This window comes from Novosphingobium sp. THN1, assembly GCF_003454795.1.
Classification (GTDB): domain Bacteria; phylum Pseudomonadota; class Alphaproteobacteria; order Sphingomonadales; family Sphingomonadaceae; genus Novosphingobium.
On sequence record NZ_CP028347.1, the window covers coordinates 3,330,210 to 3,344,087 of the forward strand.

Annotated in this window: 13 protein-coding genes and 1 pseudogene; 3 read left to right on the forward strand and 11 right to left on the reverse strand. The window is 57.8% G+C overall.

Annotation, left to right across the window (positions count from 1 at the left end):
* Window position 1 precedes the first annotated feature (1 nt).
* The 3 genes and pseudogenes from C7W88_RS16250 to C7W88_RS16260 all read left to right on the forward strand — a co-directional run.
* Window positions 2–931, forward strand: coding sequence for an arginine N-succinyltransferase (locus C7W88_RS16250; RefSeq protein ID WP_118074338.1), 930 nt, complete (start codon window positions 2–4; stop codon window positions 929–931).
* Between the two features lie 202 nt (window positions 932–1,133).
* On the forward strand, window positions 1,134–2,141 hold the full coding sequence (locus tag C7W88_RS16255; RefSeq protein WP_118074339.1) for an IS110 family transposase: 1,008 nt from the start codon (window positions 1,134–1,136) through the stop codon (window positions 2,139–2,141).
* A gap of 360 nt (window positions 2,142–2,501) precedes the next feature.
* Window positions 2,502–3,182: pseudogene (locus C7W88_RS16260) on the forward strand (transposase); the annotation flags it as partial.
* Between the two features lie 67 nt (window positions 3,183–3,249).
* On the opposite strand, the gene C7W88_RS16265 reads toward C7W88_RS16260, so the two are convergent.
* The 11 genes from C7W88_RS16265 to C7W88_RS16310 all read right to left on the reverse strand — a co-directional run bounded on the left by C7W88_RS16265 (window position 3,250) and on the right by C7W88_RS16310 (window position 13,848).
* Complete coding sequence (locus C7W88_RS16265) at window positions 3,250–4,776, reverse strand: IS66 family transposase (protein ID WP_118074827.1); 1,527 nt, start codon at window positions 4,774–4,776, stop codon at window positions 3,250–3,252.
* Between the two features lie 154 nt (window positions 4,777–4,930).
* Window positions 4,931–5,284: an IS66 family insertion sequence element accessory protein TnpB gene (gene tnpB, locus C7W88_RS16270; RefSeq protein ID WP_225010923.1), complete on the reverse strand. Its 354-nt coding sequence runs from the start codon at window positions 5,282–5,284 to the stop codon at window positions 4,931–4,933.
* Window positions 5,281–5,709, reverse strand: coding sequence for a transposase (locus tag C7W88_RS16275; RefSeq protein WP_162896113.1), 429 nt, complete (start codon window positions 5,707–5,709; stop codon window positions 5,281–5,283). The genes tnpB and C7W88_RS16275 overlap by 4 nt, the downstream gene beginning before the upstream one ends.
* Before the next feature lie 350 nt (window positions 5,710–6,059).
* Complete coding sequence (locus tag C7W88_RS16280) at window positions 6,060–7,136, reverse strand: IS5 family transposase (RefSeq protein ID WP_118074829.1); 1,077 nt, start codon at window positions 7,134–7,136, stop codon at window positions 6,060–6,062.
* 208 nt (window positions 7,137–7,344) lie between these two features.
* Entirely contained in the window at window positions 7,345–8,313 is a 969-nt protein-coding gene (locus C7W88_RS16285; protein WP_205525211.1) for a hypothetical protein, read from the reverse strand.
* A gap of 169 nt (window positions 8,314–8,482) precedes the next feature.
* Window positions 8,483–9,634, reverse strand: coding sequence for a hypothetical protein (locus tag C7W88_RS16290; RefSeq protein WP_118074341.1), 1,152 nt, complete (start codon window positions 9,632–9,634; stop codon window positions 8,483–8,485).
* Window positions 9,635–10,136: 502 nt separating this feature from the next.
* Window positions 10,137–11,234, reverse strand: coding sequence for a cupin domain-containing protein (locus C7W88_RS16295; RefSeq protein ID WP_118074830.1), 1,098 nt, complete (start codon window positions 11,232–11,234; stop codon window positions 10,137–10,139).
* A 22-nt stretch (window positions 11,235–11,256) separates the two neighbouring features.
* Complete coding sequence (locus C7W88_RS23190; RefSeq protein ID WP_205525212.1) at window positions 11,257–11,613, reverse strand: glutathione S-transferase C-terminal domain-containing protein; 357 nt, start codon at window positions 11,611–11,613, stop codon at window positions 11,257–11,259.
* Window positions 11,559–11,903, reverse strand: coding sequence for a glutathione S-transferase N-terminal domain-containing protein (locus C7W88_RS23195; RefSeq protein WP_205525213.1), 345 nt, complete (start codon window positions 11,901–11,903; stop codon window positions 11,559–11,561). The genes C7W88_RS23190 and C7W88_RS23195 overlap by 55 nt, the downstream gene beginning before the upstream one ends.
* Complete coding sequence (locus tag C7W88_RS16305) at window positions 11,900–12,598, reverse strand: fumarylacetoacetate hydrolase family protein (RefSeq protein WP_199558135.1); 699 nt, start codon at window positions 12,596–12,598, stop codon at window positions 11,900–11,902. The genes C7W88_RS23195 and C7W88_RS16305 overlap by 4 nt, the downstream gene beginning before the upstream one ends.
* A 50-nt stretch (window positions 12,599–12,648) precedes the next feature.
* Window positions 12,649–13,848 carry an FAD-dependent monooxygenase gene (locus tag C7W88_RS16310; protein WP_158453967.1) on the reverse strand — a complete coding sequence of 400 codons (1,200 nt, stop codon included), beginning with the start codon at window positions 13,846–13,848 and terminating at the stop codon, window positions 12,649–12,651.
* Between the last annotated feature and the right edge of the window lie 30 nt (window positions 13,849–13,878).

A 13,878-nucleotide genomic window follows, 5' to 3' on the forward strand; every position in this document is an offset into this window, starting at 1 on the left:
TATGACGCACCAAGTGCGCATGGCATGCAAGAATGACGTGGATGCATTGCTGGAACTGGCGGCATTGACCGCGGGCGGCCTCACCAACTTTCCTCATGACCGGGGTGTACTGGCGGAACGAGTAGCGTGGAGCGAGCAATCCTGCGGCGTCATTATCGATTCACCGCAGGATGAATTCTATCTGTTCGTCCTTGAAGACACTGAGACGGGCCGAATTGTTGGAACCTCGAGCATTTACTCGAAGATCGGGGTCCGATGGCCATTCTACAGCTACAAGCTGAGCCGAATATCCCATGTTTCCAATGGCACTGGCCGACATTTCTCGACTCATATTCTAACACTGGTCAATGATTTCGATGGCGCTTCGGAAGTGGGCGGGCTCTTTTTGGCGCCACAAGCCCGATCCGCGGGGCTGGGACAACTTCTCTCGCGCAGCCGCTACCTCTTTATTTCTCAACACAGGGAGAGGTTTGGAAGCACTATAGTTGCTGAAATGCGCGGCTGGCTAGATGGCGCCATCTCACCATTCTGGGAGGCCGTTGGCCGAAAATTCTTTGACAGCGAATTTCATGCTGCCGACCTATACAATGCGACCCAAGGCAATCAGTTCATTGCCGATCTCATGCCTAAATTTCCCATATATACTGCGCTCTTGCCACTCGATGCGCAGTCTGCGATCGGGCGCCCCCACGTAGACGCAGTTCCGGCCAAGGCAATGCTTGAAGCCGAAGGATTTGTTTACGACGGCTATGTCGACATCTTCGATGCAGGTCCCACGCTTCATGCCCGCATTGACCAGTTGCGTACGATTACCGAATGCCGCCTCGTAGGCGACGGCCTGGAATTACCGCTACCTGGCCGCAATCAGCGCCTGCGTGCCAGAAATTCTGGTCTGGAATTCACGGTAAGCCTCGAAGCGCTGGAATCGTAGCGCAACTTTTCAACCCCTTGTGCAATGCACCAGGTGATCGCCTTCGAAGGGATTGGCAGAACGCGGCAAGGCGTCCGATACTCAATCCCTGCATTGTCCGATCTTAGGATGCTGGAGTCATCGTGTAATTGCGGCTGCTTCCCTCGGAGCTCGGTTGGGGCGCACACTTCTGGTTGTCGAATCCTGAAGGAAGGAAGCAGCCATGAAGCACTATGCCGGATTGGACTTGTCGATGGAATCCACGCAGGTCTGCATCGTTGATGACAATGGTCGGAAGGTCGTGTCGGAGAAAGTGGAAAGCTCTCCGGAGGCGATCGCCATGATGCTGGAGCGATACGGTCCAATCGAGCGGGCGGTGATCGAAACGGGCCGCATGTCGCCGGCGATCTGCCTTGGCCTGCGTGAACTGGGTGTCCCGGTAGTGTGCATTGATGCCCGCCAGGCCCACCAGAGCCTCAAGGCAATGAAGGCGAACAAGACCGACCCTCACGATGCCGCCGGCCTCGCACAGTTGGCACGCACCGGCTTCTACAAGGAGGTGCATGTCAAATCTCCGGCAGCGCATGGCGTTCGCAGCGTCATCACCGCACGCAGCCATCTGGTTGAAGCGCGTGTCCGGCTCGACAACACGATCCGTGGTCTCTGCGCGACGTTCGGCTATCGGCCCGGCGCAGGTCAAGGGAAGGCCTTCCTCGAACGGATCATGCAGGCCGCCCACATCCCGGGCCTTGGCGACGCCATCGCATCCTTGCTGTCTGTGCGCGCAGAACTGGTCGGGCAAATCAAGGAAATGGACCGCCGCCTGCGTATCATCGCCAGCCAGTCACAGGCTTGCGAAATCCTGATGACCATACCGGGCGTGGGCGTGCAGACATCTGCTGCCTTCGCCGCTGCAGTGGATGAAGCGGGGCGTTTCCGACAATCGCGCAATGCCGGCGCCTACTTCGGCCTTGTGCCCCGACGTCATCAGTCGGGCGAGCTAGATCGGACAGGCAGGATCACCAAACAGGGAGATGGGACCGTGCGCAAGCTGCTGTACGAAGCTGCCAACTCGATCCTCACCCGAAGCCGGGAAACCTTCGCGCTCAAGTCATGGGCCATGAAGATCGCCAAGCGTCACGGCCTAAAGAAGGCTCGCGTTGCCCTTGCCCGCCGCCTCGCTGTCATAATGCATGCCATGCTGCGCGACGGCACTTTGTTCCAAGCGTAAGGTAGAGTAGAACCTGTTTGCCAGCGGTGAAGCGTCGAAGCTGATCCGAGGGCGGTGTCCCGCGAGGGAACGCAGGGACGAACGATCTGCGAAGGTAGTCAGATGGGCTGCAAAGCCCGCTTCGAGTCAATGCAACGTTCGCCTCTGTGAGACGTAAGCGGTAAAAATCCCCCACTTGCCTTACGGCGCGGCGACGGTGGTTTGCTGTTGTAATGTTTGTTGTCAGGCGGCGCTGGCGATGCCGGTCATTTCGAACACGGTTTGTCCGGCATTTGTATTGATCCAGCTGGAGGGTTCGAAAACTCTGGCGTTGAGGGCCACTGAGTGATTCACTGCCTTTGTGGATGATCGGAGGCGATGATGGCGGGACAGCCCGGTTTCTTTGATCTTTCGGACCGGTACGAGGCCTTGAGCGCAGCGGGTGATCCATTGGAGCGCTTGGCCGGGGTGTTCGACTTTGAGGTTTTCCGGGGTCCATTGATTGCCGCCCTGCGCCGCAGTGTCCGTGGCAAGGGTGGCCGACCGCCGTTCGATACGGTGATGATGTTCAAGATCCTGGTGCTACAGGCGCTCTATTCGCTGTCGGACGAAGCAACGGAATTCCAGATCAAGGATCGCTTGTCGTTTCAGCGGTTCCTGGGCCTTGGGCTCGATGGCACAGTGCCTGATGCGACGACGGTCTGGCTGTTCCGCGAGCGCCTGGTGCAGGCCAAGGCGATCGACAAGCTCTTTGCCCGTTTCGATGCGGCTCTGACTGATCGTGGCTATCTCGCGATGGGTGGCCAGATCATCGATGCCACGGTGGTGCCTGCACCCAAACAGCGCAACACCGAGGAGGAGAAGGCCGCGATCAAGGATGGCCGTATCCCCGAGAGCTGGAAGGCCAAGCCTGCGAAGAACCGGCAGAAGGATCGCGATGCGCGCTGGAGCGTGAAGTATACCAAGGCCAAGGTGAAGGACGGCGCCGATCCCAAGGCCTTCAAGCCGGTCGACCTTGCCATCCCGATGTTCGGCTACAAAAATCATATCGGCATCGACCGTAAGCGGTAAAAATCCCCCACTTGCCTTACGGCGCGGCGACGGTGGTTTGCTGTTGTAATGTTTGTTGTCAGGCGGCGCTGGCAATGCCGGTCATTTCGAACACGGTTTGTCCGGCATTTGTATTGACCCAGTTGTACGGCAACAGGTCGTCGACCTGATCAGTGTCCGCACGGCTGATGACCCTGGTAAGCACATCGGTGAGGTAGGCGTAAGGGTTGATGTCGAGCATCTTGCAGGTTTCGACCAGCGAGGCGATTGCCGCCCAGTTCTCGGCGCCGAGCTGGTGTCCTGCGAACAACGCATTCTTTCTCTGGAGAGTCACTGGCCGGATCGCTCGTTCGGCGGCGTTGTTGTCGATCTCGATGCGGCCGTCGTCGAGGAAGCGGGTGAAGCCTGACCAGCGCTTCAGTGCGTACTTTATCGCGTCGCTGGTCGCTGAGCCCGCCATTATGCGCGGAGCAGTGGCCACGAACCAGGCATGGAGTTTGTTGACCAGCGGCTGCGTTCGCTCCCGCCGGACCGCAAGGCGATCTTCAGCCGAACGCCCGCGGATGTCTTTCTCGATCGCGTAGATTGCAGCGATGCGTTGCAAGGCATCCTGGGCCACAGGGGCATCGCTGCCCGCGTCTATAAACCCGCGCCGCAGATGCGCCCAGCAGTAGGATTTCTCGACGCCAGCGTTGGCGCCGTCTTCCTTGCCGAACTGGTCATAGGCTTGCCACGCGTCGACCTGCAGGATTCCCTGGTATGAACCCAGCAACTGCTTGGCCCACATCTTTCCACGTCCCGGCAGGTAGGTGTAGAGCGCCAAAGGCGGATCGGTGCCGCCATGCGTGCGATCGTCACGCACGATGACCCACATGTAGCCGGTCATCGTCTTGCCGGTTCCGGGCGCCAGCACCTTGACTGTGGTTTCGTCGACGAACAACCGCGCGCTTGCCAGCGCATCGGCGCGCATCCGGGTGATGATCGGCAGCAGAGCCGCGATCCCGCGCCCAACCCAACCAGCCATAGTGGCGCGGCTGATGGTGATGCCTTGGCGAGCAAGGATCTGGGACTGCCGATAAAGTGGCAAGTGGTCGCAGTACTTGCCCACCAGGACATTGGCGATCAGCGCCTCGGTTGGCAAACCGCCGGGAACCACATGCTTCGGCGCGGGTGCCTGTTGGACGCCATCTGTACAACAGCGGCAGGCATAGCGCGGGCGGACCGTCACGATCACGCGGTGTTGCGCCGGGATGATGTCGAGCCGCTCGGAACGGTCTTCACCGATCCGATGCAGCGCGCCGCCGCAGCCGCATGCCAGACTGCCGGGCTCGATGACCACCTCGAAGCGCGGCAGGTGTCCGGGCAAGGAGCCGCGCTCGGCATCAGGTGCACGCCGTCGGCGCGGCTTGCGGCCGTAGCGCTCGGCCTCCTCGTCAGCCTTGTCCTGCAGTCCGTCGGCCTCGCCGAGCGCCACATGCTGGTCTTCGAGAGCCAGCGCCAACTGGTCGGCCGGAATCTTTTCGGAACGTTTGCCAAAGGTCGTACGGTTGATCAGCTTCAGGATGTGTTCGAGCCGTGCAGCACGGGCGCGTTCAGCCAGCAGCATCGCCTTGAGCTGCCCAACGTCGTCAGGAAGCTCGTCATATCCGGCTTCCACACCGGTCGCCGCAAGGGGTTCAGGATGCTCCTCCACGCCCACAGTCTAGCCGATTTTGCGTGGCGGGAAACGGGTTTGAGCCCAAGGGAATCGGGCGTAAGACCTACTGTGCGTGCAGCGGCTTGGGCACCCGCGGCACGTGTACACGCGACCAGTCCAGGCCCTCGATCAGCGCGGAAGCTTGCGCCGCCGACAGCTTCATCACGCCGTCTCCCGGCCTGGGCCAGCGGAATTTTCCATCCTGGAGCCGCTTCGTCACCAACACCAGACCGGTCCCGTCCCAGACCAGGAGTTTTATCCTGTCTGCCCGCCGAGCACGGAAGATAAACAGCATCCCCGAGAACGGGTCGAGACGCAGTTCACTCTGCACCAGCGCGGCGAGCCCCACCATGCCTTTCCTGAAGTCTACGGGCTGCGTCGCTACCAGCACCTTCAGCGGCCCCGGCGGAATAATCACGAGTTCGCCTGCACCGCCAGCAATACCCGCTCGATGTGATCCGCGCTAACTCCCGCTGGTATCCGGATCGCCAGCCTCGCAGTCTCGATCACGATCTCGCCGTCTACGACCCGCAGCGTCTCGCGGAAAGGCTCTTCAACGTGCTCTACCATCGCCGGCACGAACAGCGCGGAATCTGGCCGCATCTTTTCCGCGTGCTCCTGAAACCCGCGTCGCCAAGTGTACAACTGCTGCGGATATATCCCGTGCCGACGCGCCACTTCCGACACATTGACCCCCGGCACCAGGCTTTCCGCAATAATCCGTGCCCGCGCCTCGGGCGTCCAGCTGCGCCTCCCGCGCGGCGCGGCAACCACATCAAGCCGCTCAGGCCGAACCAGTGCATTCGTTTCGAAACTCGTTTCGAAATCCGTTTCGTCGCTCATCACCAACCTCGCCATCCATACAGGCGAAACTACCAATCAGCGCACAATTGAAAATGTGGGGGTTCTCGACCGCTTACTGTGAGACCCGATACAGCACGACCAGGCTCCGGTCCGGCCAGTGCGGACAGATCCATGAAACCCTCAGGGGATCAACACCGCCTAGCTCTGCAATTACAGATCAGGACCTACGAATTTGGCGTCTGGTCTGCATCTGGACACCCTGATTTACCCGCTCACGGTGCTGGGCATAACCTGAAGGTGCGAGGCCGACCGTTTCGGGTTTCCATATCCGGGCATTTTCCGGTCACCGCGTAGGCGTTACGGGCCGTTTCGGGACCTTGGCCGCGTGATCATGCGGTGCTCGCCCGGTTTTCCCAGTAGAGGAAGCGTTTGAAGTTGAACGCGATGTTGGCGAGGCCGATCTTCACCTTGGCCCGCTCAATGCCGATCGTGCGGATGAACAGGCCCATGCGGTGCTTCTGTGTGGCAAAGACGTGCTCGACAGCAGAGCGCACTTTGGATCGGGCGGCATTGGCGCGTTGGCGCTGCGTGGGAAGCGGCTTTCCTGGTGCGCGGCGGAAGTGGATTTTCGATACCAGCCCCGCGCGCAGGATAGCCCGCTCGTTCTTTTGGCTGCGATAGGCGGTATCCGCCCAGATCGCGCTGCCGGTGTTGGCCGGATCGATCAGGTTCGGCAGTTCGCGGCCATCGTAGCGGGCGGCATCACTGGCGCCCCACGTGCGGATGAAGCCGTGCCGCTGGTCGATGCCGATGTGGGATTTGTAGCCGAACATGGGCGTGGCTATCTCGGCCATGAGTTTGCCATCTGGGCCTTTCTTGCGGCGCCCGCGCTTGAGCGTCCAGCGCGCGTCGCGATCCTTCTGCGCGAGCTTTGCCGGCTTGGCGGCCCAGTCTTCCGGAATGCCGCCGCCCTTGACCAGGGCGCGCTCCTCGTCGGTCATGCGCTGACGCGGAGCGGCGATGATGCTGGCATCGACGATCTGCCCGCCCATGGCCAGATAGCCCAGACCTCTGAGGTGGGCGTCGAAGCGGGCAAACAAGGCGTCGATGGCATTAGCGCGCACCAAGCCCTCGCGGAACCGCCAGATCGTCGTCTCGTCGGGCGTGTTGTCGCCATCGTTGAGGCCGAGGAAGCGCCCGAAGCTGCGCCGGTCGAGGATCTGGAACTCGGCTTGCGCATCAGACAGGCCGTAGAGCGTCTGCAGGATCAGCGTCTTGAACATCATCACCGCGTCCAGCGGCGGCCGCCCGCCCTTGCTGCCGTCAGATCGTTGCAGGGCCGCATCCAGCGCGGGGCGAAATATCTCAAAGTCGATCAGCGCCACGAGTTTCTCCAGCGGATCGCCCGCCGCCGACAGCGCCGCATACCGCTCATCCAGATCGAAAAAGCCACGCTGCACAGACACATACGCCTCCATCGCTCAAAACGATGGAATCACATTCACACCCTCACCGCCACCAGTAAATCAGGGTGTCCAACTGCTGCGAAGCCTTCACATCAAGCATCGTCTCATACCAGCGCGCTGGGATGGTGACGCATCACACGCTGGAAATTCTCAAGCGCCGCACGGGCTTAAGCAGAATGCGATGAGTCAGGCTCATCGCATTCTGGTATCAGCGGACCACATTATAGTCTTTGTGGTAGCTCTGCGCCCAATCTTTTTCAACAAGCTGCTTCCAGCCGACATGGCACTGGGCCAGAAGGTTAAAGTATGAAACCAATGGTCCACCCTCCCCCAGCTGATCATAAAATATCTTAGCCTCTATACGCTTCGGCTCTAAAACTTCATAAATGCGATTGTTCAGTAAATTGAAAAATTTGACATCTTGCATCTCTTTAGCCAACCAAAGAGCTGAAAAAATATCCTCTAGTTGAAAACCAAGAGGTGTTACGAAAGACTGTCCAGACTTCCCTTTCAACGCCCCTAAATCGATCCGCATCAATTCGTCAGAAAATGCGAACTTAAACTGCTCCCAAAGCGCCTCAGCTTCCTGCGGCCTGAAATAATGCATCAGGTTAAGTGCCAACGCATTGGATCTTGGTCGAATATTTCTAGAGATCCAAAATGACTCTCTATTCATTTCCTGCTTGTCGAAACCAAAACTTCCAGTTTGCAGTGATTCGAAGAACAGTCCTGATTTATCATCGCGTAACAGAACGCCTATACCGTCCAGAATTTTGTCATTATCGTCGGAATAAGTTGTCCCATGAATCTTATCATGAATTTCAAATGCAAGCATCGCCAGTAGATTTGGAAACATTTCGAACCTACCGGTCACAGTTTCAAGCGCGAAAATATTTTGCGCAGATTGGTAATTGTTAATGATCTTTCCTTTTATTTCTTCGATGAATGCGCGAGATTTTTCATCGAATTGCCCCCTTCCGCTGACCAATCGGTAGAATTCATACGACAGGGCGCTCAGGACGACGCGGACATTTTCAGAATCGTACATATTCAATGGGTTGGAAAGATTTGGATTACAGATATTTTTTGCGGTCAGGTTAAGATTATACTCAACCTCTCTGGTTCTGAACGGGTCAATATAGGCTACAGATGGCAAAGTCAGGGCCATGAAGCCCATGGCCTTGTAAAAAGCGACCCCGAACCAGGAACGTGACAGACGTGGCAATTATTGTAGCAAGCCAGGTCCAGGTCGAACAGAAGCGTCCTGTAATGCGCCTCAACTTGATCTGTGAACCGCCCGTCTTCAACCATCGCCCAGATGTCTTGGCGCGAAGCCTCTGCACCGATCATGACAACACCGCCCGATGCCGGGCCCTCAGCGCGCTCCAATCATGCTGAAAGACCGCGTTCCAGGATTCGTGAAGGGCGCCCCATAGGATGTAGCTGTTGGCGTGATGCTCTTCCCCATTTGTCACTTCGACGAGGCGGACCCTTCCGTCGACATACGCAATACCAGACGTCTTACCCAGGTACTTCATAAAACCAGCCCAAAGGTCAGGGTCCTGATACTCCCTCGCCAAGCCGAGCGCATATAGAAGCCCGAAACTCTCCTCCAGCCCCATGGCGGGATCGGAGGCATGGACACATTCCTTGAGGTAGAGCGCGCCATCCGGTTGCTGCGCAACGAGCAGACGCTTGAAGTTCTCATAGCCGGTCTGCATGTCTGCCGGATTGGTATAATGCAATTGGGTCAGTCCCCAGGTGTTGCAAGCGCCGGACAGATAGGCTTCAGCCTGGTCATGGGAGGGATGATACTTGTACAGTATCATCTTGGTCACTGGATCACTGATCCTGTCTGCAATGAAATCAGCAACTCTTTTTCCATATTCATTGTAGTAATTCGTTCCAAAAATTAAGTCATGTATCGACATTCCGATGACTATCTGGGAATTACATACAGGAAAATATTGATCATCTTCACAAACTATACCTTCAAATCCCTCATTTTCGCTATTTTCATTCAACTCCTTTTTCATTATATCTGTTAGCTGAATGTACTCCCTCTCAAACTCCTGCGATCCGGTAATGAGCTGATACAAGCCGTACATGACGTGCAGATGCGCCTTGTACATGATATTCCGGCAGCATATCGGATCTGGCCCATGGCCGTACTTGACCCATTCGTCCCAGATCGGCGTATCTTTGAACAGTAGTATTGATTTCCTCAGACAGATTGAAGCTTCCGCGTACCGGGCTTCCTCAACCATGATCACCGAGGGGATCGAGTATGTCGCGAATGCCAGCGGGTATTTCCACCACCCATGCATGTTGCGGTCCCACGGAAATGCGGCATTGTCCCAACCACCCTCGAACGTGGCATCGATCCGGTCCCGGTGGAAGTTCCAGATCATCTCGGCGAAATGGCTGAGTTTTCCAGCCCGCTTTTGCAAAAAGATATCCGCAGCAATGCTGTCGAAATCTGTGATTTTCTCAGCCATATTAAATCACCAATCCAATAAGTTGGGAGGACTTGCAGGGACAACGAAAACCGTCCTCGACTGCGAATCCATGGAATGGAACAACATTGTGAAAAGGCCGACTATGACCACGCTGCTGTCGATCACCGAAGCGCTGGTTTGGGTCGCCACCTCAACAGCGCGTCCTTTCCGCCAACCAACCTTTCCAAACACTGGTGTATGGTAGCACCATGGCACAAAGAGTCCAGTAGGATCAGGATGCCTTCTTGCACTTTGGCATATCAGGATCAGGCGCAGACTGGTCATTCAGACCTACTTTGAAGAACGGCAATGATGCTCGAAACATTCCGCTTGAGGATTGCTGCCGCCTCTCAATACTGCTCACGTTCCGGCGACATCGAGCCTTGCCCGCTTTGCCCCGAGAACGGCACAGCTGCTCGGGTGAGAAGTCGGATCTATGGTCTTGTGGATCAAACGCGCAACCGTTCGATACCGTGTCGTTGCTCGAGCGAAAATGCCAAGCTCACGCGTCGACCCAACTTCGCATAAAGCCCAGCTTCTCCATGATGGGAGCATCCGAAAAGCGGAACAGATCGAAGCCTGTCTCGGCCTGCAACGACCAGGGGATCCACGACGGGACGACAAACATGTCCCCTTTTTCCACACTGTGCGTTTCGCCATCCATCACAACCGCGCCGTTGCCTTCGAAGACTTGGAAGACGGTCGAACCGACGTCACGTCTCATTTTTGTCTCGGTGCCCTCGAGCAAACGGTGAAATTCAAGGCGGATTGTGGGCATAACGTCTCCGCCCGTAGTTGGATTGATGTAACGAATTGCGGCATGGCCTGGGGCAACCGTGGCCGCATACCCCTCCGCCTCGAGCGCGAGTTGCTGCGTCAAGGCTGCGTCGGTATGCGCCCACCGGTAGGCACCGATAGGCGAGCTGACACTGTCCTTGAGCTGCGAAAGCGGGCGCAGTCCAGGATGACACCAGAGACGCTCGCCCCGGCTGAATTCTGGTGTTTCGAGGCGCGTAAGTTTGTCTGAACCAAATTCGAAAAAGCCAACGTCCATCTGCTGGCTGAACGGGATGTCGAGCCCATCGATCCAGGCCATAGACTTATCGGTGGCGTTCTGGTGGCCGTGAAAGTTGCCGCCGGGCGTTAACAGCAAGTCGCCTCTGCTCATTCGTACTGGATCGCCATTGACCACGGTCCAGACCCCTTCTCCTTCGACAACGAAGCGGAAGGCGTTCTGGCTGTGACGGTGCTCAGGTGCGACTTCACGTGGGCCTAGATACTGGATCGCTGCCCATAATGTAGGGCTGATATAGGCATGGGGAGCAAGGCCCGGATTACTCAGCCCGATCGCGCGGCGTTCGCCTCCCCGCCCAACGGGTACCAGTTCGCCCGAACGTTCAGCCAGTGGGAGCAGTTTTGACCATTTCCAGACGTGCGGCACCGCTCTGGACTTGGGATGAACCGGCATGAGGTCGCCAAGCTGGGTCCACAGGGGTAACAGGCTCTGCTTTTCGAACCCGCGATATAGCTCGCGCAGCTCGGGCGTGTCATCCGGCTGCATAGCATGGTCGACTGTGCTGTGATCGAGCGCTTCACTCATGATCTTGCTCCTGCAATTTTGGTCATTCGGCATCGGGCTGGTTGGGTGGCGCCGCATTGCGAAAGCCGGGGAGGCCGTCTAAGTCCGAAAAAATTCGTGCAATTGTCGGCCAGGTTTCAATTGGAATTGAAAAGCGCTGATTATTCCAGATTTGGCTGTAAAGGCAGATGTCAGCGAGCGTTGGAGCATCGCCATGGCAGAACTGGCCCGTCTCCCGACTGCCGGCCAGCATGGCTTCCAGCGGATCGAACGTCGCCGTTACCCAATGGACGAACCATTGCGCCACCGCATCGTCGTCAGCGTCGAACTGCGTGCCTAGCCGGTTCAGAACGCGCAGGTTGTTGAGCGGGTGGATCTCGAAAGCCACCATATAGGCCAATGACCGGACCCGCGCCCGCCCGAGCGGGTCGGTCGGGAGCAGGGGGGGTCGGGGTAGGTTTCGTCGAGCCATTCGATGATGGCCAGCGACTGGGTCAGAACCGTGCCATCTTCCAATTCAAGCGCCGGCACGAGCCCTGCTGGATTTAGTGCCAGATATTCTGGGCTCCGGTGTTGATTCTTGCGCAGGACATAGGCCACATAATCATATTCCAGCCCCTTGAGGTTGAGAGCCACGCGCAAGCGGGTCGAGGTGGACGACCTGAAGAAGTTGTGCAGGCGAAGTGTCATTCGCGTGGGCCAATCTTGGTGATCAGGTCTCCAAGGCCCTCAATCGAGACGGTGCAAACATCTCCCGGGACAAGCGGGCCAACCCCCGCAGGCGTACCGGTCATGATCAAGTCGCCGGGCTTTATCGTCACCGAGTGCGACAGGATCGAGACGATTTCTGGCACCGACCATATGAGTTCGGCAAGGTTTGCATCCTGCTTGACCGCGCCATTCACCGTCAGCCGGATCGACCCGCTGTCCGGATGGCCCACTTCGTCAACCGGATGGATGGGACCAATGACGGCCGAATTGTCAAATGCCTTACCCCAATCCCAAGGACGCCCCTTCTCGCGCGCCTGGATCTGAAGGTCGCGACGCGTCAGGTCGTTGCCCACGGCATAGCCCCAGATATGTAGCGGGCTCGCCTCCACTGACAGGTTGCGCCCCTCTGTGCCAATCGCGACGACCAACTCAGCCTCATAGTGGAAATTCTCCGTCAACGGCGGATAGGCAATCGTGGCACCATCTTGGACGACTGCATCGGCCGGTTTGGTGAAGAAAAAGGGGGCCTCGCGGTTCGGATCGAAGCCCATCTCTCGCGCATGTTCGGCATAATTGCGTCCTACGCAAAAAATACGGCGGACGGGAAAAACCTGCCGCGATCCGGCGATGGGAACGAAGCTGGATGGTTGGGGCGGAAAGGAATAGTCGATCATGGAATTCCCCAAAATGGTTTGTCGGTGGTGGCAACGCGCGGCAAGAATAGTCACGCCGTTTCGGCACCGATCGGCACGGTGAGCGGATTGTAGTTGTAGAGCCACAAGCCACGGTCTCTTGCCGGATCCTTCCGCGCGAAGGCCTCGCGAAATTCGTCGTGGGTCTGAAAATGGAAAAGCCGCGCGTGTTCGGTGCTTTCATTGACTATCCGCGCGGTGCGCTCGATACGGGCCTTCTCATAGCCTCGCAGGGCCTCGGCCAGGTCGTCGAATTCGTTCAACGCGCGCATCAAAACGGCCGCGTCCTCGATCGCCATCACCGCTCCCTGCGCCATGTATGGTAGCGTAGGGTGCGCACTATCTCCAAGCAGGGTGACCCGTTCGGTGCTCCAGAATTCCAGGCGAGGCCTGTTGTTAAGCGCCCAGCAGAAGCAATTATCCTTGTCCGCTGCGTCGATCATTGTCTGCACATCTTGATGGAACCCGACAAAATCGGCCTTCAGGTCGTCCCAGGGCGCCTTGATTGCCCAGCCCTCCTGCGTCCATTCAGGCTTTTCGACACAACCGACGAAATTGAGCAGCTTGCCGCCATGGACCCAATAAACAACCATGTGCTTGTCTGGCCCCATCCAGTTTACAAAAATAGGTGGCTGGAAATCAGGCGGCAGCTTCTCGACGGGTACCATGACCCGCCACGCGACGTTACCGGTATAGCGGGCCGGTTCGAGGCCATGCATCTGTGCCCGCACAACCGACTTGATGCCATCCGCACCGATCAGCAAGTCGCCGCTCGCCATAGTGCCGTCAGCAAAGTAGAGGGTCACGTTGTCAGGGCCTTCCTCATAGCGTTCAAGCGCCTTGCCAAGATGGATTGCCGAGGGCGCCAGTTCACGGACTCTGGCTTCCAGGATGCCTAGGATATCGGGCCGGTAGACATGAAGATATGGAGCACCGAACCGCTCTTCGTGGCTGTCGCCCAGCAGGATCTGGCTGACAATCTCCGCCGTGTCGTGCAGGCGGAACTCCGTTCTGAGCGGTCGCACGGACACCGACGCAAGCCGCTCGAGTACGCCTAAGTGGCGCAGAACATGTGTGGCATTGGCACTAACCTGAATGCCGGCTCCGACTTCGCCAAGTTCGAGCGCCTGCTCGAAGACCTGGACGTCATGTCCAGCAAGGAGAAGCAGCCCAGCGGCCGTAAGTCCGCCGATGCCACCGCCCACAATAAGTACTCTGCGTCGCTCGCTCATCAGATGGTCCTCGGTAGAAATGTTGCCATG

Bases quoted from the DNA above. Each gene is read 5' to 3' on its own strand.
- C7W88_RS16290 (WP_118074341.1), bottom strand. From the start codon at position 9,634: ATGGCTGAGAAAATCACAGATTTCGACAGCATTGCTGCGGATATCTTT.
- C7W88_RS23195 (WP_205525213.1), bottom strand. From the start codon at position 11,903: ATGACACTTCGCCTGCACAACTTCTTCAGGTCGTCCACCTCGACCCGC.
- C7W88_RS16275 (WP_162896113.1), bottom strand. From the start codon at position 5,709: ATGAGCGACGAAACGGATTTCGAAACGAGTTTCGAAACGAATGCACTG.
- C7W88_RS16285 (WP_205525211.1), bottom strand. From the start codon at position 8,313: ATGGGCTTCATGGCCCTGACTTTGCCATCTGTAGCCTATATTGACCCG.
- C7W88_RS16250 (WP_118074338.1), top strand. From the start codon at position 2: ATGACGCACCAAGTGCGCATGGCATGCAAGAATGACGTGGATGCATTG.
- C7W88_RS16255 (WP_118074339.1), top strand. From the start codon at position 1,134: ATGAAGCACTATGCCGGATTGGACTTGTCGATGGAATCCACGCAGGTC.
- C7W88_RS16265 (WP_118074827.1), bottom strand. From the start codon at position 4,776: ATGCTGCTGGCTGAACGCGCCCGTGCTGCACGGCTCGAACACATCCTG.
- C7W88_RS16295 (WP_118074830.1), bottom strand. From the start codon at position 11,234: ATGAGTGAAGCGCTCGATCACAGCACAGTCGACCATGCTATGCAGCCG.
- C7W88_RS16305 (WP_199558135.1), bottom strand. From the start codon at position 12,598: ATGATCGACTATTCCTTTCCGCCCCAACCATCCAGCTTCGTTCCCATC.
- C7W88_RS16310 (WP_158453967.1), bottom strand. From the start codon at position 13,848: ATGAGCGAGCGACGCAGAGTACTTATTGTGGGCGGTGGCATCGGCGGA.